Below are 25061 nucleotides of genomic sequence, written 5' to 3'. Positions count from 1 at the left end.
TATGAATCACATTGTCAAGTGCTGTTTTAAATAAATAAAATAAAAACGACACTCTTGATAAAGTGATATATTGTGATATATTTATAGTGACGATATATGGGGAATCAATCAGAAAGGACTCGATTATGGAAGGGACGAACCGGGGAATTCCGATGACGCGCCGGATTGCGGCGGAGATGGAGGAACGGATCGCGGACGGAACCCTCCCGGCCGGGTCGCGCCTGCCGAGCGTGCGCGAACTCGCCGTGCGTTACGGCATCAGCACGGCGGTCTGCCTCTCCGCCTACCGCGCGCTTGAGAAAAAGGGGCTGGTCGAGCGGCGCGCCGGTTCCGGAACTTTCGTCTGCGGCACGCCCGCCGCCGCCGATCCGAAGAATTATTTTTACAGCTGGGACTGCGTACTGCCGTCGATGGAGGCGGCGAGGCTCGCGGCCTCGCTCTCCCCGGAGCTGGAGTTTTCGGCGTTCCCCGCCTCGACCTACGATTATAATCCGGACTATCTCGACTGGATCATCTCGAGGAATTCCGGCGGCGAATCGCATCCGGGGCTGATCGTGCTGGATGAAGGGCAGCTGCCGGTCCTCGCGTCGGAGAAGGCGCTGCTTCCGCTCGACGATCTTCTCGACGGCTCGGATTTTCCCGTCCGCGACGGCTTTCCGCCGGAGCTGCTGCGGTCGTTGAGCTTCGGCGGAAAACTGTATGCGCTGCCGCTGGCGTTCAACCCGGTGTTTCTCTGCTACAACCGGCGCGTTTTCCGCCGCCGCGGCGTCGCGGAGCCGGACGGTTCCTGGAACTGGGATGATCTGTTGCGTCATGCCGAGCTGCTGACCGACGCGGGGCCGGAGGGCGTTTCCTGTTACGGACTTGCGATTCTGTTCACTCCGAACAGCTATGTTCCGTTCGTGTTCCAGAACGACGGGGAGTTCTTCGACCGGAACGGAAACTGCGTGATCGACAGCGAGCCGGCGTTCGAAGCGCTGTCGTTCTTCTCCGAGCTCTACCGGCTGCCGGGTGTGTGCAGCCACCGCCACGGCGATCCGCGCAGCGCGCTGGCCGACCTGATGAGCAACGACTTCGCGGCGATGCTCATCGGCGACGGCATCGATTATGCGATGCTGTGCGAGCGCATGCCGCCCGATGACTGGGGGATGGTGAAGCTTCCCGCCGGGAAACGCAGCGCCACGTCGCTCTCCGTGTGGGGAATCGGGCTCTCCGCCGGACCGCGCGCGCAGGAGCGTTTCGCGCTGCTGGAGCGCTGCTTCCGCCCGGGACACTGGGTTGACTGCTGCCGGAGCGTCAATACCCTGCCGGCGTATGAACCGGCTGCGAACCATGTCCCTCCGCTGATAACGGAGCTGCTGCGGGAGGCGTATCCGTCGATTCAGAGCACGAGCCGCCATGCGGTCAATGCGGTTTCCGAAACGATTCAACTGCTGCTTGCGCACAAGTTGCGGCTGACCCGCGAACAGTGCCGCGAGTTCTGCAGGAAGATCAACGCGCGGCTGTGACCGCGCCCCGGACCGGGGAGCCGGGCTGCCTTGCCGCTGTCTGCAGATGATCCGCCGGGCCGTCGAAATCCTGCGGGGCCAGCTGGACCAGGGTCCAGCCGGCATGGCCGATGCTGCTCCAGGAGACCCGCATCTTCTGCCCGTCCACCGTTGCGGTAAATTGCGGCACGTCGGCCTGCCTGATCCGTTTGAGCAGCTCTCCGCAGCGGAAGGCGGGCCATTCCGGCGCGGACGCCGGAGCGGAAAAGATGTCGGCGTGCTGCTGCTCGAAGTCCCGCCGTTCGGAGGTGAATATTTCTCTGCCCTCCGAATCCAGCAGGATATAGAGCGTCTGGAAATTTTCCCGCCGGCCCTGTTCGAAGATCGGGCGCAGCAATTCATGGTAGCAAACCTCGAATCCCATTGTTCCGATCTCTTTCCCCGCCCTGTCCAGAACCGGGCGCCAGCAGGAAACCACCATGTGTCCGGAGGTGTCCGGGTAAGGCGGGCTCCAGATCAGGCGGTGCGGCTGGGTTCGGTAGGCTCTCCTGATCCAGTCGCACTGGAAATCCCGGTTAGATGCGACCTCTTCATACATGCCGGGAAAGCGCAATGCGATCCCGTTGTCGAGAATATAGGTGATCCGCCTCAGGATTCCCCCCTGCAGGAAGAATTGCCGCATGTTCTCATCCTGCGCGTGCACAAACGAATCCTGCCTGATGAGATTGTCGAAAAAATGCGCCAGCCTCAGGGGATGGAGACCCCGGAGGCGATGCCCCCATTGTTTCAGCGTGTCGTCGGTTACATCGCCTTCTTTGAAGTATGCGGCGTGTTCCAGTGTGATCGGGTGTTTGTAAAACCGGGTCGCGATCAGGCCCGGCGGCGGAGTCTTCGAATCCGGGGCGAACTCGGAGACCATGTAAAAATGTTCTTTCCCGCTGTCGGCACTTGACCCGGCCATCCCGATTCCCAGACTCAGGCTGAGGGTCCTCAGCTGGTCCTGGAGCCGGAGCAGCCGGCTGTTGACCTCCGTCGCGAGTTTTTCGGTATTGCTCTGCAGCTGCAGGTTCCGGATCATTTCCCGGTTCACCTGCCGGAGGACGTGATTTTCCCGCTGCATCCCGTAGACCGCCATCGCGCCGGAGGCGCAGAGCACGGCCATGATCAGGAACAGTGTCAGGTAGCGGTGGCGGTACATGAGGCGCATGAGCTTCTGCAGCATGGAGTCGGGATACGCCTCCACCTCTTCGTTGAAGAGATAGTGCCGGACGTCGGCCGCGAGATGTTTCACGCACTGATAACGTGCGGCGGGATCGACGGCGCGGGCCTTTTCGATGATGGCGCGCAGCGCCGGCGCAAGCCGCCGCGCGGGATCGAGCGGGGTCGATGGTTCGAATTCGCCGCTGCAGATCCGGTTGATGATCTCCCGGCAGTCGCTGCCGAAAACCGGCCGGCGCAGCGTGGCGATCTCATTGAGGATCATGCCCAGGGCGAACACATCGGTCTGCTGCGTCGTCGCGCCTTCCCGCAGGCTTTCCGGGGCCATGTAGGAGGGGGTTCCGTCCGCATGTCCTTTCCGGTCGGTGCCCTCTTCGCAGGCGCTGCCCCAGTCCATCACATACACTTCTCCGTAGCGTCCGATCATGATGTTGGCGGGCTTCAGATCGCAGTGGATGATATGGCGGTTGTGGCTGTATTCGATGGCGTCACAGATATGCAGGAACATTTCGAGGCGTTCCCTGAGGGATTTGTTGTAACGCATCTGCCCGTAATGATGCTTCTGCTGCTGTTCGCGGCTGCGGTGCAGATATTCCTGCAGCGTGATGCCGTTGACGAACTGCATTGCAAGGTGCAGCCCGTCGGTGCTGTCGCTGTCGAGGCTGAACAGCGGGACGATTGCGGGATGGTCCAGCTGGGCGCTGAGTTTGGCCTCGGCGATGAACTTCTTCACGGTATCCGGCTGGGCGAGCAGCTCTTCCCGCAGCGATTTGATGACGGCGGGGCGCCCGAGAATCCGGTCCCTGGCAAGGAAAATCCGCCCGAATCCGCCTGTCGCCAGCAGCTTCTGGATGTGGTAGCGGTTGCCGCTTTTCTCCAGCGACTGGCGGAATTCAAGTGAAGAATCCACGGAGAAGTTGACCGGTCCGGCCTCCAGCTCCCCGTCGGATATGATCTCGTTGGAGGTGTCGGCCGACGACTGCGGCGCCTGCTCTGTCAGCACCTGCGTGATTCCTGTTGTGTTGTCGGAGGGGTTTTCTATCATGTGGTTATCTTCTTTCCGGTTATCAGGCTGCATGATAAATGAGGGGGAAAGGGGAGGCTTGCTGCCGGAGGACCGCACCGGCCGGCCGCCGGATTCCCGCAATGGTTCAACGGCGGGGCCGGGGATCGGCGGCGGCTTCAGGAACTTCGCCGTACGGCCCGGCCGGCGTCAGGCGGCGGGACGCAGTCGCGCCTCCGGCTTTCCCGGATGGAGAAACGCCGGTTTCCGGCGGTTATGTTGTTCTGCTGTTTTTCCGGCGGCGAATCTTCGTCTGCCGTTCGAACGATAGAGAGATGCATAATGAAAAACGGGTATTTACGCTTTTTTCCGCATTGTCGTGCTTCAACATCTGTAATTATAATATGATTGCGTATTTTTTCAAGATTCCCGGGTGTTTTTTTTACCGTATATCGGTTGCCGGAAGTATTTCCTTGACTTTTGGGGGAGATGCTGTATAGTATTCTTAAATGTTATTTATAAATATGGCGGAAGGGAGTTCGAAATTCCAATGAAAGTCGCGGGGACGTCTCCGAACGTGAGACAGTGCAATTGCAATCTGGTCAAATGGTTCCTGCTGTCGAACGGGAGCGCGACGAAGCCGGAGATCGCGGAGGCGACCGGCATCAGCCTGATGACGGTCGGCAAGATCGTGAACGCGATGCTGGAGGAAGGGACGCTGCTGCGTTCCGGGCTCCGCGAATCCGGACTCGGACGCCGGGCGGAACGTTTCGAACTCGACGGCAACCGGAGCTGTTCCGTGTCGCTGCGGTTCCGCGGCGTCGGCGTCGATTTCGTTGCGGCGAACGAGTTCGGCGCGGTGGTCCGCGAGGAATTCATGCCGATGCCGGAGGGATACCTGGTTGCGGAGCTTGCTCCGAAGCTCGCCGGATTTCTCGACGGCCTGCCGCCGATGCGCACGGCGGTGGCGGGATTTCCGGCGGCCGTGTTCGGCGGACGGCTCCACAGCGGCGGGCTGCGGCAGTTCCGGCAGATGGACGTTCAGCGGGAGCTCAACGCGCTCTTCGGCATTCCGGTCTGGATGGGGCGCGATCTGAATCTGGCCACGGTCGGCTACAGCCGGCGCGGGCTTGCCCCCATGGCGCTTGAAACGCCGGAGCTGCAGGACATCACCTGCTTTCTGCTCGACCCGGCCGGCCACGGCGCGGGCTGCATGGCCGGCGGCCGGGTGCTGCGCGGAGCCGATTTCTTTGCCGGGGAAGTCGGGCGGATGCCGCTGCCGGGCGGCCGCTGCATCCGCGATCTCGTTGCGGACGACGTGCCGGACGAGGAGTATATCGCCGGGGTTGCGTATCTGCTCGGCGCGGTGACCTGCACCGTGAATCCGCGCATCGCGATTTTTTCAGGCCGTTCGGTGCGCCCGGCGCTGCTGCCGGAGATCGACCGGCGGCTCCGGCAGCGGATCGGCTTCCATTGGGAGGGAGAAGGGAACGTCTGTCCCGAACTTGTCTGGGAGCCGGATATCTGGCCGTTCTACCGGGCCGGAATGGTCTACCGCGCCACGCGGCGGCTCCACTCCGGCGTCCAGATGGTCGACGACGTGTTCTGAGCTGCCGCGGGGCCCGAAGAGGCTCAGGCGAATTTCTTTTCGAGATAGGCGAGGAACGGCCGCGGGTCGGGCGTTTCGGAGCCGGTGAGCTGCTTCAACAGCTGCCGCGGCGGCAGTTTCGCGCCGTAACGGTGGATGTTCGCGCGCAGGTATTCGCGGAAATGGTCGAATTTCCCGGCGGCGATCTCCTCCTCCAGCTCCGGAATCGCCTGATGCGCGAGTTCCCAGATCTGCGCGGCGATGAGATTGCCGAGCGCGTAGGTCGGGAAATAGCCGAAACCGCCGCTCGTCCAGTGGACGTCCTGCAGCACGCCGAGCCGGTCGTTCGGCGGAATGACGCCGAGGTACTCCTCCATTTTCGCATTCCACGCTTCCGGAAGTTCCGAGGTGGAGAGGCTGCCTTCGATCAGCTCCTTTTCGAGCTCGTAGCGCAGGATGATGTGCAGATTGTAAGTCGCCTCGTCCGCTTCGATGCGGATCAGGGAGGGCTCGACCCGGTTGACCGCCCGGAGGAAGGTTTCGAGCGGGATTCCGCCGAGTTCGCCGCCGAAGCGCTTCTGCATGACCGGATAGAGCCAGCGCCAGAACGGCAGCGACCGCCCGACCTGGTTCTCCCACAGCCGCGACTGCGATTCGTGAAAGGCGAGCGAAGCCCCGTCGGCGAGCGGCGTACGGTCGAAGGACGGATCGATTCCCTGCTCGTAGATCGCGTGTCCGGCCTCGTGGATCGTGCTGAAGAGGCAGGAGAGCGGGAGCTGCGGGAACACCTTCGTCGTGATGCGCACGTCGGAGAGGCCGAAGCTGGTCGTGAACGGGTGTTCGGCCTGGTCAATCCGGCCGCGCCGGAAATCGTAGCCGATCCGGCGCGCGACGAATTCGGCGAGCTTCAGCTGCTTCGCCGCCGGGAATTTCCGCCGCAGGAAGCTGTCGTCCTCCAGGCCGCGTTCGACGGCTTTGCGGACGATCGCGGCCTGCTCGCGCCGCAGGACGCCGAAGAGCGGATCGAGTTCGGCGACCGTGAGGGCTTCCTCGTAATCGTCGAGCAGCGGGTCGAGCAGATGTCCGGCCGGGCGGTAGAGCGCCGCCTGGCTGCGTTTGAGTTCAAGGAGCCGTTCGAGATGCGGGGCGAACACGGAGAAGTCCTGCTCTTCGCGCGCTTTCAGCCATGCGCCGAAAGCGGCGGAGCCGGCCGCGCCGAGCTCACGGACCAGCGCGGCCGGGATCAGGCGCTCCCTGTCGTAGTCGCGTTTCGCCCGGCGGAGCAGCGCCTGTTCGAATGAACCGGGGGGAAAGGAGGCGCGTTCAAGCGTGTCGAGCAGATTCCCGAGGGCTTTCGAGGTCGCTTTTTCGTGGTGAATTCCGGAGAGGGTCTCGATCTGGCTGCCGCGCCCGGCGGCGGCGTTCTCCGGCAGGTTGACCTGCATATCCCACTCCAGCAGCTCCAGCACCGCGGCAAGGTCGCGGACCTCGCCGATCAGGGCCAGAAATTTTTTCCATTGCTTTTCCACCATGCACCTCCCGCGGTTCGAATCTGCTTTATCTGATTGCATAATATAAGGGCATCGGGGCGGAATGCAAGATTTTTCCGGAGCGCGCGCTTTTTTACTCGATTCATCACCGTCAGCTTCCGGTTATTTTCCGGAAAGGTGATCCGGTAAAAGTGAAAAAATTATTGTTTTTTTGATAATTTACTCGAACGAATCGTTGAAAAATCAAGTGATTCATGATATGGTAAAACCTGCCTGTCGTCAGGCGGTCATTTTTCACCGTTCAGCAATCGGGAATTCCGGGAAAATGAGCAGAGGCAAGACATATCTGGGGTACGACGTTTTTGTAGGCGCCCGCACCCGCATTGCCTGGATTTTCGAAGAGTTTTCGCAGGTCTATCTGTCCTTTTCGGGCGGCAAGGACAGCACGGTCATGCTCCATCTGTGCGCCGAGGAGGCGAGGCGGCTGCACCGGAAATTCGGCGTTCTCTTCATCGACTGGGAGTGTCAGTACAAACTGACCATCGACCATGTCGCGGAGATGTTCCGGCAGTATGCCGATGTGATCGAGCCGTACTGGTGCTGCATTCCGCTGCGCACGGTCAATGCCGTCAGCGTTTTCGAACCGGAATGGGTTTGCTGGGAGGAGGGCAAGGAGTGGATTCGGGAGAAGCCCGCCGGCGCCATCACCGACGGCAGCTTTTTTCCGTTCTACAAGCCGGAGATGACCTTCGAGGAGTTCGTGCTTGAATTCGGCTTCTGGTATGCCGGCAGGCGGAAGGCGGCCTGTTTCGTCGGCATCCGCGCCGCGGAGTCGCTGAACCGCTGGGCCACGGTCTCCGGCGGGCGCGTCAAGCACACCTACAAGGGGAGGCGCTGGACCACGCTGTTCAGCAGCGTGCTCTGCAACGCGTATCCGCTCTACGACTGGAGCACCGAGGACATCTGGACCTACTGCGGCAAATTCGGCAAGTGCTACAATAAACTTTACGACCGGTTTTATCAGGCCGGCGTGCCGCTGAGCCGGATGCGCATCTGCGAGCCGTTCGGCAACGAACAGCGCCAGTCGCTCGATTTCTTCCAGATCATCGAACCGGAGACGTGGGGGCGGATGGTCGCGCGCGTCAACGGCGCGAATTTCGGCTCGGTCTACGCGCGCGAGCGCGGAATCATCCTCGGCAATTACCGGATATCGAAGCCGGAAAAGCATACCTGGAAGAGCTTTACGCTTCTGCTGCTCGAATCGATGCCGCAGCGGACGGCCGAGCATTACCGGAACAAGATCGCCGTGTACCTGCGGTGGTGGACCACCCGCGGCGGTCTGCCGGACGGCATACCGGACGAGCAGCAGAACGACCTCGGCTCGAAAGACGTCCCGAGCTGGCGCCGGATCTGCAAGTGCGTGTTGAAGAACGATTACTGGTGCCGGACCCTCTGCTTCGCTCCGACCAAAACAGCCGCTTACCAGAAATATTGTGATCTGATGGCACGAAGGAGGAAAGCATGGCAGTTGATCTGAAACAGTATGAGAAGATGCCGGTGTGGGCCGCGGACCAGCCGGTCGCCCGGGTTTACTGGATTCCGGTCGGGATGATCGAGGCGAACGATTACAATCCGAATGTGGTGGCTCCGCCGGAGATGGAGCTGCTGGAACTGTCGATTCGCGAGGACGGCTTCACCCAGCCGATCGTGGTCTGGCACCGCGAGGACGGCCGCTTCGAGGTCGTTGACGGCTTTCACCGCAGCAAGGTCGGCCGCAAACTCGGGCTTTCGCATCTGCCCTGCGTGGTGCTGAACCGGAACGAGGAGGAACGCAACGACCGGATCGCCTCGACCATCCGCCACAACCGGGCGCGCGGCAAGCACCAGATTATCGATATGAGCAATATCGTGCTCGAACTCAAGCGGCGGAACTGGAGCAATGCGAAGATCGGCAAAAACCTCGGCATGGATCCCGACGAGGTGCTGCGGCTTTCGCAGGTCGGAGGGCTGGCCGAAGCGTTCAGCGAACGCGCTTTTTCCGAGGCGTGGAAGTGAGTTTTTTGAACGGGAAGCTTGACTTTCCCGCTATCCCCTGCTATATATAAATAGCGTTTCTTCTTATGAAGCGCGGCAACCATAAAAGAGAGGAAAATGCATTATGAAGTCCGTCAAAGGCACTGAAACCGAAAAGAATCTTCTGAAGTCGTTCGCCGGGGAATCGCAGGCCCGGAACCGGTACACCTATTTCGCCGGAGTGGCGCGCAAAGAGGGTTTCGTTCAGATTGCGAATATCTTCGAGGAGACCGCGAATCAGGAAAAGGAGCACGCCAAGCGCTTCTTCAAGTTCCTCGAGGGCGGCGAACTCGAAATCACCGCGAGTTTCCCGGCCGGAATCATCTCCGACACGGCGACGAACCTGAAGGAAGCTGCCGGCGGCGAATACGACGAGTGGCACAATCTCTATCCGGCTTTCGCCGCGAAGGCGCGCGAAGAGGGTTTCCCCGAAATCGCCGCGGTGTGGGATCATGTCTGCGTCGCCGAAAAGCAGCATGAACGCCGCTACCGCGCCCTGCTCGAAAACGTGCAGAACGGCACCGTCTTCAAGAAGCCGAAAGAGATCGTCTGGCGCTGCTTGAACTGCGGCTATCTGCACGTCGGCTTCGAGGCGCCGCTGGTCTGCCCGGCCTGCGCGCATCCGCAGGCTCATTTTGAAGTTCTCGCCGAAAACTGGTAAGCTTCTGCTGCTGAACCCCGGGCCGGCCGGATGCCGGCGGGCGGGGATGATCGATTATGGCCTGCCGGCCGGAACGGTGTATGCCGTTCCGGCCGGCAGTTTTTGTTCATGCGGGGGGAAACGCCGTCCGGTTTGCGGCGATGCCTGTTCAGCCGTCCGCACCCTCTCCCTTTGTTTCGGCTGTCGATAAATTCGAAAAAATTTCGATGACGGTATTGAATTTGTTATAGGACTTTGCTATAATATATGGTCGGAAGCAACCAATAGCCGGAAAATGAACGGTTACCAAATCAAAGGGGGGCAGAGATGAAATTTCTGACGGGTCTGTTGTCGGTCGCATGTCTGGCGGCGGCGTGTTCCGCCGCCGAACTGCGTCCGCTGCCGTGGTCGGAGCGGCTGAATACCGCTTCGCGGTTCGACCATAACAGTTCGGGGCGCCTGACGATCAGCAATGATGCGGCGGAGAAGGCGGTCCGGTTCGATGTCGAATTCAAGCCGGGAACCGATTTCTGGTGCTATCCCGGCATCCGTTTCGGTGCGGATGAGTCCCTGGCCGATGTCGAGGCCATCCGTTTCGACATCAAGGCCGTGCAGCCGGCGGGCGGCAAGGGCTACAGGCACGCTTATCTGATGTATGACGGCAAGCCGCCGTACGTCACGCTGCCGGAGCTGAAGCCGGAGTGGCAGACCGTCACGGTCAGGGTTCCGGAGACGGCGGCCGATCCCGCCGCCGTGAAGTCGATCCGGATCGGCGCCAATCCGCGTTCGGAGAAGACGACGTTCTATATCCGCAATCTCGAAATGCTGAGTTCGAAACCCCCGAAGGGAGGTTTCGACGCCGCTTCGACGATCACCGTTCATGCGCCGGGTTCGGTCTTTGTCCAGGGCGAGCCGCTGACGTTCAGCCTGAAACCGTATGCGGCGCTGCCGCTCCGCTGGAAGCTGCTGGGCTGGAATGGCGAGGTTCTGCGTTCCGGCGAGTGGCCCGGTTCCGGCCGGGAGGAGCTGCGGCTGCCTGCGCTGCCGAACGGCTATTACCAGCTGGCTGTGGAGTCGGCGGAGGCGCCGTTTTCCGGAGTCCGCAGCTTTGCGGTCGTGCCGGACCCGGCCTCGCGCCTCCGCAACCCCGATACGTTTTTTGCGATCGATTCCGGCCAGAGCTGGCTCGGACGTCCCGATCCGGCGAATCCGGTTTATCCGGGCGACGCCTATGAACTGCTTTCGGAGCTGATCCGGCGCGGCGGCATCGAGATTGTCCGCGAGCGCATGAGCTGGGCCGACTGCGAGCCGGAACCTGGGAAATACGACTGGAAGCAGTACGGCCTCAACGCGAAGCTGCTGGCGGAGCGCGGCATCAGGGCCTCCGGCATGTACCACAACGCGCCGCGGTGGGCCAAAACGAATACGACGAACCTGCCGGGCGATCTTGTCGCCGTCTACCGCTATGCGAAGGAGGTCGCCGGAGCGTTCCGGGGAACCATGACCGACTGGGAGTTCTGGAACGAGCAGGACATCGGTTTTGCGCCGGAGTCCGCGTGGGATTATGCATCGGCGCTGAAAGCGGCCTACCTCGGGTACAAGGCGGCTGACCCGGAATTGCCGGTCGCCATCGGCGGCTATGCGATGATTCCGCTCCCGCAGTATGCCGACGTGGTCATGGAGAACGGGGCGGGGCGTTACTTCGACATCTTCAACGTCCACGCCTACCGGGCGATCCGGGACTACCCGGCCATCATGGAGAACGTCCGGAGCTATATGGAGCGCCACGGCATCGCTGACCGTCCGCTCTGGTTCACCGAAAACGGCACCGATTCGGAAGGATCGGGCCGCGTCTCTTCGGTGATTGCGGGGATGAAGGCGCATTCGCCGGAACAGGAGCTCCTGGTTTCCGAAATTCTGCCGAAGGTCATGATCACCATGCAGTCGTTCGGGGTGGACCGCGATTTCTTCTTCGTCCTGCCGCCCTACAACGAGCGGAACGGCAACAAGGACTGGGGACTCATGCGCCGTGATTTTACGGTCAAGCCCGGTTTCGTCGTGTTTTCCACGCTGACCGACCGGCTCGGCAGTGCGGTTTACCTCGGCGCCATGGAGCTCGGCGACGGAATCCGCGGTTTCCTCTATCGTCAGCCGGACGGGTCGCAGACGCTCGTTTACTGGAGCGTGACCGGCATCGAGACCGAGTCGAACCGCCCGGACCGCGATTTCAAGGATCTGTACCGGCGCGGTTTTACGCTGGATGTGAAGGACGGCGTCTACACCGGCTGCAACGCATTCGGGACTCCGTTCGAGGTGAAGGCGGCGGATGGAAAGCTGAAGCTGGAGGCGACCCGGCTGCCCGCCTTCCTCTCCGGACTCTCCGGGCTGACGCCGGCCGTGCCGTTCCGGGCGGTCGCCAAGCGCGGTGCTTCGGCGGACGGCTTCGACCGGACCATCGTGTTCCGTACCGAGCTTTCGGATGACTTCGTGCTTTCGAGCGGCAAGGACAGCGTGGACGTGAAGAAGGACAATGCGAAGCTGAAACTTCAGGTGTTCAACCTTTCGGACCGTGCGAAATCCGGCCGGATCGCCGTTTCGGGCGGTAAAGTGACCGGAGTTCCGGAGGCGGTGACCGTTCCGCCGTTCGGCAAGGCCGAATTCGAGCTCGGCTTCACGCCGGAGCTGAACGGGGAGTTCCGCGGCGCGCTCAAGGTTGACGGTGTATTCGAAGGTAAGCCGGCGACGCCGCTGGTGGCGCCGGTCGTGGCGGTCGGCAAGCTCATGCAGGGCGGCCGCAAAGTCGGCATCGTCGGCACGGAAGACCCGGTCAACTGGCGGAAAAACGCGGCCGGCGGCATGGAGATCGGCTATGACGGCAATGAGCAGGCGGTTCGGTTCGCGGTGAAATTTCCGCCGAACGTGGACCGCTGGGTCTATCCGGAATACGTGCTCCAGTTGCCGCAGGAGTCGCTGAAGGGAGCGGCCGGAATCTCGTTCGAAATCCGCACCGACGTCCCGGCGGACAAGATCAGCAAGTGCTACCTGATGGCCGTGATGGGCAGGGAGAAGGAACAGGGCAGTTCCGTCGATCTGCCCTATGACAAACCGTCGGCGAAGTGGGAGGAGCGGACGGTCCGCTTCCCGGACACGATCGACCCGGCCGATATCGAACAGCTGCGGATCGGCATGAATCCGCAGGTGGACCGCCCCGTCTACTGGATTCGGAATGTGAAAATCGTCTTCGCCCAGTAACAGTCAGTCTGTTTTTTGCGGGCGGAACGGCTTCGGCCGTTCCGCCCGTTTTCACTTTTTCAGGCGGAGCAGCGACCAGAACGCCGGGTTGTCGCTGTTGTCGGCGCGGGAATTCGATGCCGCCGGCCCCGCCGGGATCGTCCCGGCCGGGGGGGCCAGGGTGCCGAGAGCTGCTTCCTTCGAAGACGCAGGGGCGTTGTTGTACGGGCGGCGGTCACCGGTTCGGGCGTGCCGCCTTTGCGGAAGAGGCCGAAGACGTGTTTAGGCCCGTCCATCGTGATTCCGGACCTCGGGCAGAATTGATGAAATATTCAAGAAACAAATATTCATAAAATATCGTGCATGAAAAAATTCGGAACGGTTGCTGTTTCCGGCCGTTTCTGAGGCGGCGGGTTGACAGAAATTCCCGTTGGTGAGTTCAGGCCGCATGCCGTGCCGGAAAGGACCGCTTCCGGCGGAGCCTGACGAAAGTGACCATCAACAGGGAGAATTGCCAATGGATCTGATGGAGATCATCGGAAAAGCCGCGGCGGGGGAGGCTCTGAGCGAGGCGGAACGCGCCCGGCTGGCCGGCTTCCGCCCCGGCGACGCCGGTTCCTCCGAACTCGAGAAACGCAACCGCGAACTCGAAGCCCGGATCGAGGAGCTCGAGAAGAGCGCCCTTACCGAGCCGGAACAGCTCAAGCGCCGCTATGACGCCGAACTCGCCCGGCTGCGCGAAAGCCTCGAGAGCGCGGGAGCCGAACGCGACGCCGCGAAGCAGGAGCTCGCCCGCATCGGTTTCCGCCGCCGGATCGAGAGCATCGCGCAGGAGCACGGCTTCACCGACGCCGACTACCTCGAGTATCTGTGCGCCCGGAACCGGATCGATCCGGAGTCGCCCGAGGCGGCCGGGGCGTTCCTCGAACGGCTGCGCGAAAGTTCGCCGCGTTTTTTCAAGCTCGATCTGGCCCCGGGTGCGCCCGAGGTGCCGCCGGCCCCGGCACGGGCCGACCGGAGCGGGGACGACATCGTGTCGCTTCTCGCCGAAGTTCCCGCCGTGAACGAATAACCAGAATTGCAGGAGTTTCCACAATATGTTGTACAGCTACAGTTTCCAGAATAAGAAGCGCGACCTCTCCGACGTGCTTTCGACCGTGATCAAGGACGAGCCGCGTTTTATCAGCCTCTTCAAGCCGAGCGAGGATGCGACGCAGCAGAAGCACGAGTGGCTTGAGGACCAGCTGACCGGGCGCAGCGTGACGGTCACTGCCGTTTCGTCCGGCACGCTGTCGGCCTCGGCCGCCGACCTCGCGAAGCTGAAGGTCGGTACGCTCGTGGTCGTGAAGGACGATTCGGCGCTTTTCCGGGTTGCCACGGTGACGTCGTCGGGCTTCACCGTCGCGCTGGTCAGCGCGAACGGTTCCAAGACCGCAGCGCCGGCGGCGGACGACGTGCTGTCGATCGTTTCGACGCCGGTGCAGGAGGGCAGCAACCCCGGCGACGGCGACGAAACCGGCCTGACCGGACAGACCGGGTTCAACTGCACGCAGATTTTCCGCAAGGACATCATTCTCTCCGGCAGTGCGCTCGCGGTCAATGTTTTCGGCACGGTCGACAACCAGCTCAACAAGCAGACCGCCTTTGCGCTCGGCGAGCTGGCGCGCGACCTGAACCGCGTGGCGCTTTTCGGCCGCCGGGTCGAAGCGACCGCGTCGGCGCGCGGCGAAGCGGGCGGGCTCTACTTCTTCGGCTGCGGCGACAACGGGCTCTCGGTCGATGCTTCTGCCGCCGCGCTCGACAGCGTCGTGGTGAACGATGCGGCTCAGGCAGTGCTCGGCGCGGGCGGCGACCCGTCGCTGATCCTCTGCTCGCCGGGACAGGCGCGGGTTCTGTCGAACGAGTATAAGAACCAGCTGCAGATCGTCCGTTCCGACGACCGGCGCGGCGCCTATGTCGCGGTGATCGTGAACGAGATCAACGGTCGCGGCATGACGGTCATGGCCGATCCTGACATGCCGGACACCGACAGCTGGATCATCGATCCGGCCGGTTTCGGCCTGGCCAGCCTGAAAGGACGCGCGATCACCGACTCGGATGCGACGCCGAAGGGGTTCGACGGCATCAAGCGCATGGCGCTCGGGGAAGTCACTTTCGTCTTCAGGAACGCCGGCGCGCGTCTCTGCCGGATCAGCAACCTGAAGGCCAGCGCGACCGCGCTTGCGGCGCTCCGCGGCGGAAACTGATATTTCGGGGGGCCGGTGCGGCCCCCCTTTTTCCGGCAGGAGAAAGTATGAATATGACACTTGTTGAACTGAGATCCGCGGCGGAAGAGTATTTCCGCCGCCATCTGGCCCGGGAGGAGTGGAAGCTGCTGCCCGAAGAGGTGAAGCAGAGCGCGCTTGCCGGGGCTGAGGCGGATGTCGCGCTCTACCTTGACCGGACCGGCATCGACCCGGAGAACCGCTGCGAGTGCGGCGCCGTCTTCGAGCAGGCGATTCACCTGGCGCGGAAGCCGCCGTGTTCCGGTCCGAAACGGCGCCTTGTCTCGGAGGAGATTTCGGGCGTCGGCCGCCGCGCATGGGAGTACGGCGACACGGAGGAGCCGGATTACGCGCCGCGTGCGCTGAAATTCATGGAGGCGGCCCGGCGCCGGAATTTCCGGATCGGGCGCGGCTGATTGCGGAGGGGGCCGGGAAACAGGCGGGACCGCTCTGTCGCCCCGGTTCCCCTCTTTTGCCGGCGGAATCGCGTTTTTTGTGGCCGGAATGGTTCTTCCGCATTTGCATTCGCCTCTTTTCCGGCTATTTTACAGGAAGTCCGAAATTCAACATTTGTGGAGCGGTCGGCAGGAGATGGCGGAAGCAGCGGAGAACCAGGCGGCGGAACAATCGGCGGAAGCGCAGTTCCGGGTCGAACACTATCATTGGCGTGAAATTTTCCGGCGGTTTGCCCCGCTGCTCGCGCCGTACAGATTCCGGATGCTCGGCACGGCGGTGCTGCTGATGCTGGTCGGCGCGGCGTTCGCGGCCGTGCCGCTCTTTCCGAAATACGTCATCGATACCGCAATCAAGACTCACGGCAGGGAGGACGGCATCTATTATGCGCTGGCGGCGGCGGCGGTCTTTCTCGTGGTCGAGTGCGGGCGCACCTTCCTCTGGTATCAGGCCATGAGCAATGTCTATCTGATCCAGCAGTCGGTGGTGTTTCACCTCCGCGCGCAGTCGTTCAACCATCTGCAGAAGCTCTGTCTGTCGTTTCACAGCAAATTCCCGTCCGGTTTCCTGTACGAACGGGTGTTCGGCAATTCGATCAATGCGCTCGGCACCTTCATCCAGAGCTTCATGCAGCAGTTCGCCACTTTTGTGACCGGGCTTTTCTTCAGTCTTTTCGTCTGCCTCTATCTGTCGTGGCAGCTCACGCTGGTCATCATCGCCGGGGCGGCCTGCTATGTCTTCGTCGCCCGGAAGCTGTCGAAGCGGATCTACACGAAATCGAAGGAGTCGGCGCAGGCCGGCATGCGCGTGACCGAGGTGATTATGGATAAGCTGCACGGCCACAAGACGATTCAGGCTTTCATCATGGAAGAACAGGTCCAGCGCGAATTCGAGGATGAAATCTGGACCGCCCAGCGCAAGTGGCTGTCGAGCGTCATGGAGTCGATGAAGCTCTCGCTGACCACCGAAAACATCAGCTATCTGCTGACCGCGACCGTCGTGGTGACCGGCGCCTATATGGTGCTCGACGAGAATATGGAGATCGGCACGCTCGTCGCGTTCGTCGGCTATCAGGCGACGCTGATCACGGTCATTCAGTCGCTGACCAACGTTTACGGGCAGTTCACGACCACGCGCGTCGCTTTCGATCAGCTGTTCACGGTGCTCGACACGCACAGCGACATCGAGGAGTGCGAACGCCCGGTGCCGGTTCCGGCGGAGGTCTGCGGCGGGCTTGAGCTGCGCCACGTCGATTTCGGTTACGAGCCGGATCAGCTGATCCTGAAGGATGCGAGTCTGGTCATTCCGGCGCGGCAGACCGTCGCGCTCGTCGGCCGTTCCGGCTGCGGAAAGACGACGGTGACGAATCTGCTGATGCGTTTCTACGATCCGTCCGGCGGCGCGGTTCTGCTCGACGGGACGGATATCCGCAAACTGCCGCTGCACGACTACCGCGCGCTTTTCGGCGTGGTGCTGCAGGACCCGTATCTGTTCGACACGACGATCTTTGAAAATCTGCACTGCGCGAATCCGAAGGCGGACGAGGCGGCGGTGATCGAGGCGCTCAAAAAAGCGCGCGCCTGGGAGTTCGTCGAGAAGCTTCCGGGGCAGCTCCGGTTCCGGGTGGGCGAACGCGGCAGCCGTCTTTCGGGCGGCCAGCGCCAGCGGCTTGCGATTGCGCGCTGCATGCTGCTTGAGAGCCGGATCGTGCTGCTTGACGAAGCGACCAGCGCGCTCGATCCGGAGAGCGAGGCGATCATTCAGCAGAGTTTCGACGCTTTGAGCCATCAGAAAACCGTGCTGATCATCGCGCACCGCCTCAATACGCTGCGGCATGTGGACCGGATCATTGTGATGGATCAGGGACGCGTGGTCGAATCGGGCTCGTACGAGGAGCTGCTCGGGAAGGGCGGACTCTTTGCGGAGCTCCACGCCATCGCCACGGCCGGAATGATCCGCGAGGCCCGCATGGCCGAAGCCGGATTTGCGTGATTGTTCCTCTGCCGCCTGCGGCCTTTTCTTCAGCCGGACGTTCTGCCCGGCCATTCCCGTGCAGAGTTGTCGTCTTTCCGCTTGTATTTGGGGAGTCCGGCTGGTATATTTCATGACAATGAATGATTGGCATGAATCAAGGAGCCGTTCGAAAGATGATGGAATGGAAGAAGCTTTTGTCTCCCCACCGGGTCGGGAGTTCGCGTCCCGGGGAAATCTCACAGGCGCGGTCGCCGTTTCAGCGCGACTTCGACCGGATTGTTTTTTCGAGTTCGTTCCGGCGGCTTCAGGATAAGACCCAGGTGTTTCCGCTCGCCAAGACCGACTATGTCCGCACCCGGCTGACCCACAGCCTCGAAGCCAGTTCGGTCGCGCGTTCGCTCGGCAGCGCGGTCGGCGTCCACCTGTGCCGGGAGTTCGATATGGGCGATGCGCAGCCGAGCGACGTCGGCGCAGCCGTTGCGGCCGCCGCACTTGCGCACGACATCGGCAACCCCCCGCTCGGACATGCGGGAGAGGAGGCGATCCGCCACTGGTTCACCCATTCGCCGGTCGGGAAGGCGATGCGCGACGTCATGAATGACGACGAAGCCGCCGATTTCGAGTTCTACGAAGGCAATGCGCAGGGCTTCCGGGTGCTGACCCGGCTCGAAATGCCGGATCAGGCCGGCGGAATGCAGTTGACCTGTGCGACGCTGGCGGCGTTTGCGAAGTATCCGTGCGCCTCGCGCGTCATGGTCAGGCCGACCGGAGTGGCCGGCAAGAAGTTCAATTTTTTCCGCGCCGAGGAACAGTTGTTCAGGGAGATGGCCGAGCACACCGGGCTGGTCCAGACCGGGCCGTGGGCGTGGCAGCGTCATCCGCTCGCGTATCTGGTCGAGGCGGCGGATGACATCGCCTACCGGATCGTCGACTTCGAGGACGGCCAGCGGCTCGGGCTCGTGTCCTATCAGGAACTTGAGCAGCTCTTTCTGGAGATCATCGATTCGGAGCGTTCGGCCGAGTATGTCGCGACCATCGCTTCGCCGCTGCGCAAATCCGAATTCCTGCGGGCGCAGGTCATCGGCCGGCTGGTCGGGGAGTGCACGAAAGCGTTTATCGATCATCACGAGGAACTGCTGTCCGGAACGCTCGAAAAACCGCTGCTGTCCTACATCGGCTGCCAGGAGCCGCTGCGGCGGATCGAGGCGCGCAGCACGCGCGACATTTATCAGCACCGGGCGGTCGCCGAGGTCATCGGCGCCGGGTTCGAAATGGTGTCGGGCATGCTTGACATCTTCGTGCCGTGCGTGAACGAGATGGCGCTCGAAGCGACCGGAGGAAAAACCGCTTCGTTCCGCAGCCGCCGGTTGTCGGCCCTGCTGCCGGACATGGCGGAGAATCTCGCGGACGAGGAGTGGAGACGCAGTGCCTATCTGCGGCTGCTGCGTGTGCTCGATTACGTCTCCGGCATGACCGATTCGTACGCGGTCAGCCTCTTTCAGAAGCTGAAGGGGATTTCGCTGTAATCAACAGCGCTGCACGATGGTTTCCGTCAGGAAAAGCGCTGCTGGAATCGACAGGAAATAGGCCGGCATGTCGAATCCCTTCCAGCCGGTCAGGCGCTCGGCAAGCCATGCGATGATCAGAAAGACCGCGAGAGTTGCGAGATAACAAAGATGGCTGAGGGGATCTGCGGTGGAGAAAACGCAGGCGTAAAACAGAAAAGCAGTGATCAGCAGTTCAAGCTGGCGAAAAAATGCTCCGGTGAGTTTCAGGCGCGGCCGGGCTGTATGGGAGCAAGCCGGATTCTGCATGACGGTTCCCCTTTCCGGAGATACAATATGCTCCCGGTTACGGGTTTGCAAGTGAAAAATTTTTGAAAGGATGTTTTTTATGGAAATTCCATACTCGGTATACCAGTCTCCGCGCCGGATGTGCGAGGGGATCGAGGCGGTGATTCCGCCGGAGGGCGGCCGGATCGTGCGCCGTCCGTTCAACCACTATTCGCCGGCGCTGACCGACTGGTGGATCGTTCCGTCGCTCGAACTGCCGTTTTTCAAGTTCGGCAAATACTTTTTCACCTGGGATGAAAAAGTCCGGGACCCGCTCCGCTGCGGTCTCTATCTGGCCAAAGGGCTCGACCCGATGCTGAAAAAGGTCTACCCGACCAAAAAAGGGCGGCGGCTCCTGATGGACGATTCGTGGGGGTGGCACACCTTTTATCCGGCCGTCGCGTCGGGAATTCTGCAGGAGAAGGTTCGTGCCGGAGCCGCCGCGCTCGGCCGCCCGGTCGAATTGATTTTCGAGGGCGGTTATGTCGACGATCCCGGACTCTTCAACCCCGATTCGGAACTGCGCAAGCGCGATCGCTACACGCTGGTCCACGATCCCGCGGACAACTCGATCCGGGTCCTGACGGCCCGGCGCGACGCGATGAGCATGAAGTTCCTGAACAAAGTGCGCGACTGGAAAAGTTTCGGGGAGGCGATGAAGTTTCTGAACGAGGAGCAGTTCATGTGGGTCGATCTTTTTCTGGCCGCCTCCTACGCGGTTCCGCCCGGCGTTGAAGCGCCGGACCATGCGGAGACGGCGGAAGGCATCTGGACGAAATGGCTCTCGCTCTTCCGGGAATTCGTCCGCTGATGCTGCTGGCCGGAAAAATCTTTGTGCTGGAGTCCGAGCTGAACTGGCAGTTTGCGCAGTCCGGCGGCCCCGGCGGGCAGAATGTGAACAAAGTCTGCACGGCGGTCCGGCTCAGCTGGAATCTGCGCGGATCGCCGTCGGTGCCGGAGCAGTTCCGCGACCGGCTGCTGGCCCGGCTCGGCCCGCGCCTCAACGAGGCGGGCGAGCTCGTCGTCACGGCCCGGGAAGAACGTACGCAGCACGCGAACCGGCGCATCGCGCTCGCAAAGCTTGATGCGCTTCTGGCGGAGGCGATGACCGTCCGCAAAATGCGGCGGCCGACGAAACCGACGGCCGCGTCGGTCCGGCGGCGGCTCGAGTCGAAAAGCCGCCGCTCCGAGCTCAAGAATTCCCGCCGCGGCCCTCTGGACGAGGAGTGACGCCCGGTTACAGCGCCGCGGCTTTCCAGTTCATCCGGCCGGGCCGTTCCGCGGCGAGACCGGGTTCCCTGGCCGCTTTTTCCTGCCTCAGCACAAAGCAGCAGTACCGTTTGTGCTCTTTGAAGTTTTCGGCGTTGCGGGAGCCGCTGAAGTATTTGTAATCAAGCTTTTCGAGCTTGCGGCGGAAGAAGAGCCGGCCGATCCAGCGTCCCGGCAGCCACGCCCAGCGGTGGTGGGTCGAAAGCTCGTCCAGCACAAGGTCGCGGATCGGAACGGCCACCTGTTGCAGCGCTTCGTCCACCAGCTGCAGGTTCGGTGCAGTATTGTCCGTGATATCCTGCTCGTATTCGAGCGTGAAGCCCGATGCGGCGAGTTTGTCGCGGAACCGGCTCAGCCGGTGGCCGCCGCCCATGGCGCTCGACCCTTTTCCCGGAATCCGGAAGAAATCGGAGATGATCACACAGCCGCCCGGATTCAGGAACACCGGCATCTTTGCGAACACCGTGTCGAGGTCGATATATTGAAAACTTTCGCTGAACAGCAGGCAGTCGTATTTCTTTCCGGCCGGCAGGTCTTCGAAAATGCACTCGAACAAGGTGCCGCGGTCGAGCAGCTTGCTCCGGGTCACCGAAGAGAGATACGGGCTCGGCGAAACGCAGTCGACTTCGTATCCCGCAGCCAGCAGCACTTCGGCGTTGTGGCCGGTGCCGCAGCCGACGTCGAGAATGCTTCTGACGCCTTCCGGAATCCGGGCGCGCAGGAATTCGGTGTAGAGGTCCTGCGCCTTCGGCAGGTTTTCGAGGGCGACGGGGAGCCCTTCCGGCCAGAAGCCGTAATGAAGATGGTCGGTTTTCAGGAAGTAACGGCCGAAAATATTGGCGATGCGCAATCCGATTTCCTGAGAATTCGGATTTTTGCGCTTGCGCCGGAACAATCGTTTCATGGATGTTTTCTTTCTGTGATGATCTGACGGATATGACAGGGAGAAGAGGCGCGGCGGGGCGCCGTTCTCTCCGGTGGAGGCGCGGAAAAGAAAGAGAAAGGTCAACAGCGCAGAATCGGCGGCGCCGGACAGGGCGGAGCCGGAACGGACAACCGGCCGGAACAGCCGGCCGGAGTGCTTTCCGGCGGCGCCGGTTCGATGCGGAATGCGGCGGGCGGTACCGCGGACGGAACGAAGTCGGGAAACGACTTCGGAACGATCGCTTCATCGAACTCGTCCTCCTGCAGTACCGGCACGGAGTGATCGTGCGCCGAGTCGTCGCAGCAGTCGTCGACCGGAGTCATGATATAGACCGGCACCGCCGGGGCGGGGCATGCATGGGAAGCGAAACGAATCGCTCCCGGCAGGGCCGCCGTCAGCAGCAGAAGAAAGAAAAAACAGCCGGCCAGCCCGGCGGATTTGAACGAAAATAAATTCATGCTTTTTAATATAGCATAATGCCGCATACTTTACAAACAGCGGCGCCGGAGCCGCAGGAATTCAAGAAGGATGCGCGGCGCCGTGCGCAGCCGCAGCGTCGAACCCGGCACGTCGTGCCAGACGGCCAGCGGATGTTCGCAGATACGGCGCATCGCGGCATCGCGCCCGTAACGCCTCTGATACCGGTCGAAGAGTTCGACGTCGAACAGCCAGCGGGTTGTGAACGGCTCTGCGAAAAGCGCCTCCGCTGTCTCGCGCCGGAAGAGTTTTGCGCCGCATTGCGTGTCGTAAACCGGCAGCTTCAGGTGCAGCGAAGCCGCCGTGGCGAAGACGCGTCCGACCAGATGCCGCAGCGGGGAGCGGCGGATATCGGCTCCGAGCCGCCGCAGCCGGCAGCCGGTGACGAAGTCGAGCTCCGGCCGGCGTTCGAATTCGCGGCGCATGGCGACGGCGGCGCAGAGCGGAGTCGCCAGGTCGGCGTCCCAGAAGCCGGTGAACGGAGCGCCGGCGGCGAGCGCTGTCTGCATGCCGCGCCTGACCGCTTCGCCTTTGCCGGAGTTTGCTTCGAGCCGCAGCACGGAAACCTGTCCGGGCTGCCGTTTCCGCAGTGCTTCGAGCCGCTCGGGCGTGCGGTCGGAGCTGCCGTCGTCGACGAAGAGCAGCGCATAGCTGGCCTGTTCCGCGAGAAAATCCGCGAATCCGCCGGAGTCGAACCGTTCCGCTTCGTTATAGCACGGCACAACGAGGATCACTTCCTGCATATCGCCTCCAGGGAAAGGCCGGGCAGCCGGAGGCGGCTCCAGGCCTGACGGGTTTCGAATCCGGCTTCCAGACGCAGGAAGTTCCGCAGGCAGACATTCAGCCAGCGCGGAGAGATCGCTCCGCCGCCGACCCCGGGGGACCGCCTGCCGAACAGGAGCTCAAGGCAGCGGAACCAGTAGAGCGTCTGGAAGAAACTTCCGGTCTCCAGAATCCGCAGGCCGCTCCTTTCGAGCAGGAGCCGCAGCGCGCCGTGATCGTAGCGGCGGAAGTGGCGCAGTTTCCGGTCGTGTTCTCCGAAAAGCCGTGCTCCGGCCGGGACGGTCAGGAAAAAGAGCGTTCCGGCCGGAACCATGTCGCGGACGGAGCGCAGGAAGGCGGCATCGTCTTCGATGTGTTCGAGCACGTCGAACAGCGTTACGGTGTCCGCGGCGGCGGCGCTTTGCGGGTTCACTCCGGTCGAAACGGAGACGCGGCCCGGCAGCAGCGCTTCGAGTTCGGCGGTCCGTTCCGGACCGGCCGCCGGGTCGACTGCCGCGAAACGCCGTTCGGGGAAGGCGGCTCCGAGGCGCCGCAGCAGGTATCCGTCCCCGCAGCCGATGTCGAGAATCGTGCCGGGACCCGGCGGAAGGCGGCGGCCGAGCAGCCGCACCAGGAAATCCGCCCGCGCCAGCTCCCAGAAATGACGCTCCCCGTCCTGCCGGAAACGGATGCGTTCCTCACTCAGATCCATGCATCGCCTCCGCGTTCTTCAGGTTCAGCCGGGCCCGTTCGTCGCCGGGCTTGAGCATCAGCGCTTTTTTCCAGCCGGCGACGGCGCGTTCGCGGTCGCCGGTCAGGTAGCCGTACAGTCCCGATGCGAAGGCGAGCTCGTAACTGCCGCCGTCGCCGCGTTCGAGCTGGCATTCCAGCATGCGGAGCGCTCTTGCTTTCTCGCCGTCCCGCAGCAGCCGCGCGGCGGCGATGCCCCAGGCGCGGGCCAGGAACGCGGTCGGGGAGTAGACCGCCGGCAGGTCAAGATGTTCCAGCAGCGACGCAAGCTTTCGCTCCGCCGCCGGGTTTCCGCCCGCCATGGCCGGGGCCAGCGCGGTCAGCAGGGCGCCGGCCGCCTCGTAACTGCGGCGGACCGGCGCGGGCTGAAGCGCGGCGCGGGCGAGGAAGAGGGTTCCGGCTTCGTAAACGAGCCCGGGGTCGTTGCGGTTCAGCCCGACGAGCGCGAGGCCGTCGATCGCTTTGGCCGGACAGTCCGGCTCGGCGGCGGCGCGGGCGAACAGGAGCCGGGCGTCCGAAAAGGTTTCGGCATAAACGTATCCGGCGAGCAGATAACCGCCGGCCAGCAGCGCGGCGGCCGCAGCGGAGATGCGCGGAAAACGGCGGAACCAGCAGCTTCCCGCCACCCCGGCCCAGCACCAGAGCAGCGCCGAAAGCAGGAAGCCGTAGCGGTCGGCGTAATTCGTATTCGTGAAGCTCCCGCTTGACAGGACCGGCAGCGCGAGTCCCGCCAGCGAAACGGTGAAGGCGAGCGAGAGCCGCAACCCGCGCTTCGGGCCGAAGTTTGCGAAGCCTGCCGCCCACAGGCAGCCGAGCACCGCCGCGCCCCAGAGCGCTTCGGGCCACATGCGGGCGAAGCCGGCCGCGGGGTGAAGCGGATTGAGCGAGAGCGGTGCGAAGGCGGCCCCGGCGTAGCGGAGGAGGAGCCCGGCATAATCCGCCGCTTCCGGCTTCTGCGAGCCCGAAAGTTCGCTGAAGGTCACGGCGCTGACGATTGCCGCTCCGAGGATTCCTGCGGCGGCGACCGGCCCGAGGAGGTTCTGCAGCTTCCGGAAATCGCGCGGATAAAGCATCCACGCATAGACCGCCATGACGCCCGGCAGCGGCAGCACCCACGGCTTGAAGAAGAACGCCGCGAAAGTCAGCAGCGCGGCGCTCCATGAGGGACGGCCGCGGCGGCAGGCCGGCAGGAAGAGCCGCATGGCGCAGAAGGCGAGGAACGCGCTGGCGAGCCCTTTGCGCTCGGCGATCCAGCCGACCGTTTCGATCTTGCACGGATTCCACGCCCACAGCAGCGTCAGCACGACGGCCGCGACGGGCGGAATGCGAAGCTCCCGCATGATGAGGCAGAGCATGGCGGCGCAGCCGCCGTAAAGCAGCAGATTCACGAGATGGAAGCCGGCCGGGGCTCCGCCGAACACGGCGTTGTCGATCATGAGCCAGAGCGCGGTCAGCGGCGTATAGACTCCCTGCAGGTTCGCGGTCAGGTTGTAATGCACCTGAATCCGTGAAATTTTGTCCATGTGTTTTTCATGCGGATTCAAACGTTGTTTTTTGCCGGATTTTCCGGCGTTTTCTGTTCTGATTTTTGTCTCGGCTTCCGTCAACTTTCGTTATTCATCGAC

General features: G+C 62.5%; 21 protein-coding genes. 13 read left to right on the top strand and 8 right to left on the bottom strand.

The window, feature by feature from the left end; translation table 11 throughout:
• The first annotated feature begins 125 nt into the window (after window positions 1-125).
• A complete protein-coding gene (locus FYJ85_RS09785) occupies window positions 126-1508 on the top strand; it encodes an extracellular solute-binding protein (RefSeq protein ID WP_106055251.1) in 1383 nt (460 codons plus the stop codon).
• On the opposite strand, the gene FYJ85_RS09780 is transcribed toward FYJ85_RS09785, so the two are convergent.
• Complete coding sequence (locus tag FYJ85_RS09780) at window positions 1492-3750, bottom strand: serine/threonine protein kinase (protein WP_158704318.1); 2259 nt, start codon at window positions 3748-3750, stop codon at window positions 1492-1494. The genes FYJ85_RS09785 and FYJ85_RS09780 overlap by 17 nt on opposite strands.
• Before the next feature lie 535 nt (window positions 3751-4285).
• Between FYJ85_RS09780 and FYJ85_RS09775 the strand changes: the two genes are divergently transcribed.
• Window positions 4286-5317 (top strand): ROK family transcriptional regulator, encoded by a 1032-nt coding sequence (locus FYJ85_RS09775; RefSeq protein WP_154418193.1) that lies wholly within the window; start codon window positions 4286-4288, stop codon window positions 5315-5317.
• A 23-nt stretch (window positions 5318-5340) separates the two neighbouring features.
• Here FYJ85_RS09775 and FYJ85_RS09770 read toward each other — a convergent pair whose 3' ends face one another.
• Complete coding sequence (locus FYJ85_RS09770) at window positions 5341-6828, bottom strand: carboxypeptidase M32 (RefSeq protein WP_206213082.1); 1488 nt, start codon at window positions 6826-6828, stop codon at window positions 5341-5343.
• 283 nt (window positions 6829-7111) lie between these two features.
• Between FYJ85_RS09770 and FYJ85_RS09765 the strand changes: the two genes are divergently transcribed.
• The 9 genes from FYJ85_RS09765 to FYJ85_RS09725 all read left to right on the top strand — a co-directional run bounded on the left by FYJ85_RS09765 (window position 7112) and on the right by FYJ85_RS09725 (window position 18947).
• Complete coding sequence (locus FYJ85_RS09765; RefSeq protein WP_106055256.1) at window positions 7112-8323, top strand: phosphoadenosine phosphosulfate reductase; 1212 nt, start codon at window positions 7112-7114, stop codon at window positions 8321-8323.
• Complete coding sequence (locus tag FYJ85_RS09760) at window positions 8308-8841, top strand: IbrB-like domain-containing protein (RefSeq protein WP_106055257.1); 534 nt, start codon at window positions 8308-8310, stop codon at window positions 8839-8841. The genes FYJ85_RS09765 and FYJ85_RS09760 overlap by 16 nt, the downstream gene beginning before the upstream one ends.
• 103 nt (window positions 8842-8944) lie before the next feature.
• Entirely contained in the window at window positions 8945-9520 is a 576-nt protein-coding gene (gene rbr, locus FYJ85_RS09755; protein ID WP_106055258.1) for a rubrerythrin, read from the top strand.
• A 306-nt stretch (window positions 9521-9826) separates the two neighbouring features.
• On the top strand, window positions 9827-12751 hold the full coding sequence (locus FYJ85_RS09750; protein WP_154418189.1) for a hypothetical protein: 2925 nt from the start codon (window positions 9827-9829) through the stop codon (window positions 12749-12751).
• Window positions 12752-13247: 496 nt separating this feature from the next.
• Window positions 13248-13802, top strand: coding sequence for a hypothetical protein (locus FYJ85_RS09745; protein WP_106055260.1), 555 nt, complete (start codon window positions 13248-13250; stop codon window positions 13800-13802).
• Window positions 13803-13827: 25 nt separating this feature from the next.
• The gene (locus FYJ85_RS09740) at window positions 13828-14976 is read left to right on the top strand and encodes an SU10 major capsid protein (protein WP_106055261.1); all 1149 of its coding nucleotides are present in this window, start codon (window positions 13828-13830) and stop codon (window positions 14974-14976) included.
• A 47-nt stretch (window positions 14977-15023) separates the two neighbouring features.
• Entirely contained in the window at window positions 15024-15410 is a 387-nt protein-coding gene (locus FYJ85_RS09735) for a hypothetical protein (protein WP_106055262.1), read from the top strand.
• Between the two features lie 175 nt (window positions 15411-15585).
• Window positions 15586-17439, top strand: a complete 1854-nt coding sequence (locus tag FYJ85_RS09730; protein ID WP_206213081.1) for an ABC transporter ATP-binding protein — start codon at window positions 15586-15588, stop codon at window positions 17437-17439.
• Window positions 17440-17594: 155 nt separating this feature from the next.
• Window positions 17595-18947: a deoxyguanosinetriphosphate triphosphohydrolase gene (locus FYJ85_RS09725; protein ID WP_154418185.1), complete on the top strand. Its 1353-nt coding sequence runs from the start codon at window positions 17595-17597 to the stop codon at window positions 18945-18947.
• Here FYJ85_RS09725 and FYJ85_RS09720 read toward each other — a convergent pair whose 3' ends face one another.
• On the bottom strand, window positions 18948-19235 hold the full coding sequence (locus FYJ85_RS09720) for a hypothetical protein (RefSeq protein ID WP_154418183.1): 288 nt from the start codon (window positions 19233-19235) through the stop codon (window positions 18948-18950).
• Window positions 19236-19314: 79 nt separating this feature from the next.
• Between FYJ85_RS09720 and FYJ85_RS09715 the strand changes: the two genes are divergently transcribed.
• Both FYJ85_RS09715 and arfB read left to right on the top strand, forming a co-directional pair.
• On the top strand, window positions 19315-20064 hold the full coding sequence (locus FYJ85_RS09715) for a hypothetical protein (protein WP_106055266.1): 750 nt from the start codon (window positions 19315-19317) through the stop codon (window positions 20062-20064).
• The gene (gene arfB, locus FYJ85_RS09710; protein WP_206213080.1) at window positions 20031-20483 is read left to right on the top strand and encodes an alternative ribosome rescue aminoacyl-tRNA hydrolase ArfB; all 453 of its coding nucleotides are present in this window, start codon (window positions 20031-20033) and stop codon (window positions 20481-20483) included. The genes FYJ85_RS09715 and arfB overlap by 34 nt, the downstream gene beginning before the upstream one ends.
• A 7-nt stretch (window positions 20484-20490) precedes the next feature.
• On the opposite strand, the gene FYJ85_RS09705 is transcribed toward arfB, so the two are convergent.
• The 5 genes from FYJ85_RS09705 to FYJ85_RS09685 all read right to left on the bottom strand — a co-directional run bounded on the left by FYJ85_RS09705 (window position 20491) and on the right by FYJ85_RS09685 (window position 24959).
• Window positions 20491-21426, bottom strand: a complete 936-nt coding sequence (locus FYJ85_RS09705) for a class I SAM-dependent DNA methyltransferase (RefSeq protein ID WP_106055268.1) — start codon at window positions 21424-21426, stop codon at window positions 20491-20493.
• 101 nt (window positions 21427-21527) lie between these two features.
• The gene (locus FYJ85_RS09700; RefSeq protein WP_154418181.1) at window positions 21528-21905 is read right to left on the bottom strand and encodes a hypothetical protein; all 378 of its coding nucleotides are present in this window, start codon (window positions 21903-21905) and stop codon (window positions 21528-21530) included.
• 30 nt (window positions 21906-21935) lie between these two features.
• Window positions 21936-22667 carry a glycosyltransferase gene (locus FYJ85_RS09695; RefSeq protein ID WP_154418179.1) on the bottom strand — a complete coding sequence of 244 codons (732 nt, stop codon included), beginning with the start codon at window positions 22665-22667 and terminating at the stop codon, window positions 21936-21938.
• A complete protein-coding gene (locus tag FYJ85_RS09690; protein ID WP_106055271.1) occupies window positions 22655-23398 on the bottom strand; it encodes a class I SAM-dependent methyltransferase in 744 nt (247 codons plus the stop codon). The genes FYJ85_RS09695 and FYJ85_RS09690 overlap by 13 nt, the downstream gene beginning before the upstream one ends.
• Window positions 23385-24959, bottom strand: coding sequence for a hypothetical protein (locus FYJ85_RS09685; RefSeq protein ID WP_154418177.1), 1575 nt, complete (start codon window positions 24957-24959; stop codon window positions 23385-23387). Before FYJ85_RS09685 ends, FYJ85_RS09690 begins: the two co-directional genes overlap by 14 nt.
• Window positions 24960-25061: the final 102 nt, after the last annotated feature.

It is taken from the genome of Victivallis lenta, from assembly GCF_009695545.1.
Classification (GTDB): domain Bacteria; phylum Verrucomicrobiota; class Lentisphaeria; order Victivallales; family Victivallaceae; genus Victivallis; species Victivallis lenta.
Note: the sequence above shows the minus strand (reverse complement) of the source record. Positions and strands in the feature narration are given on the sequence as shown.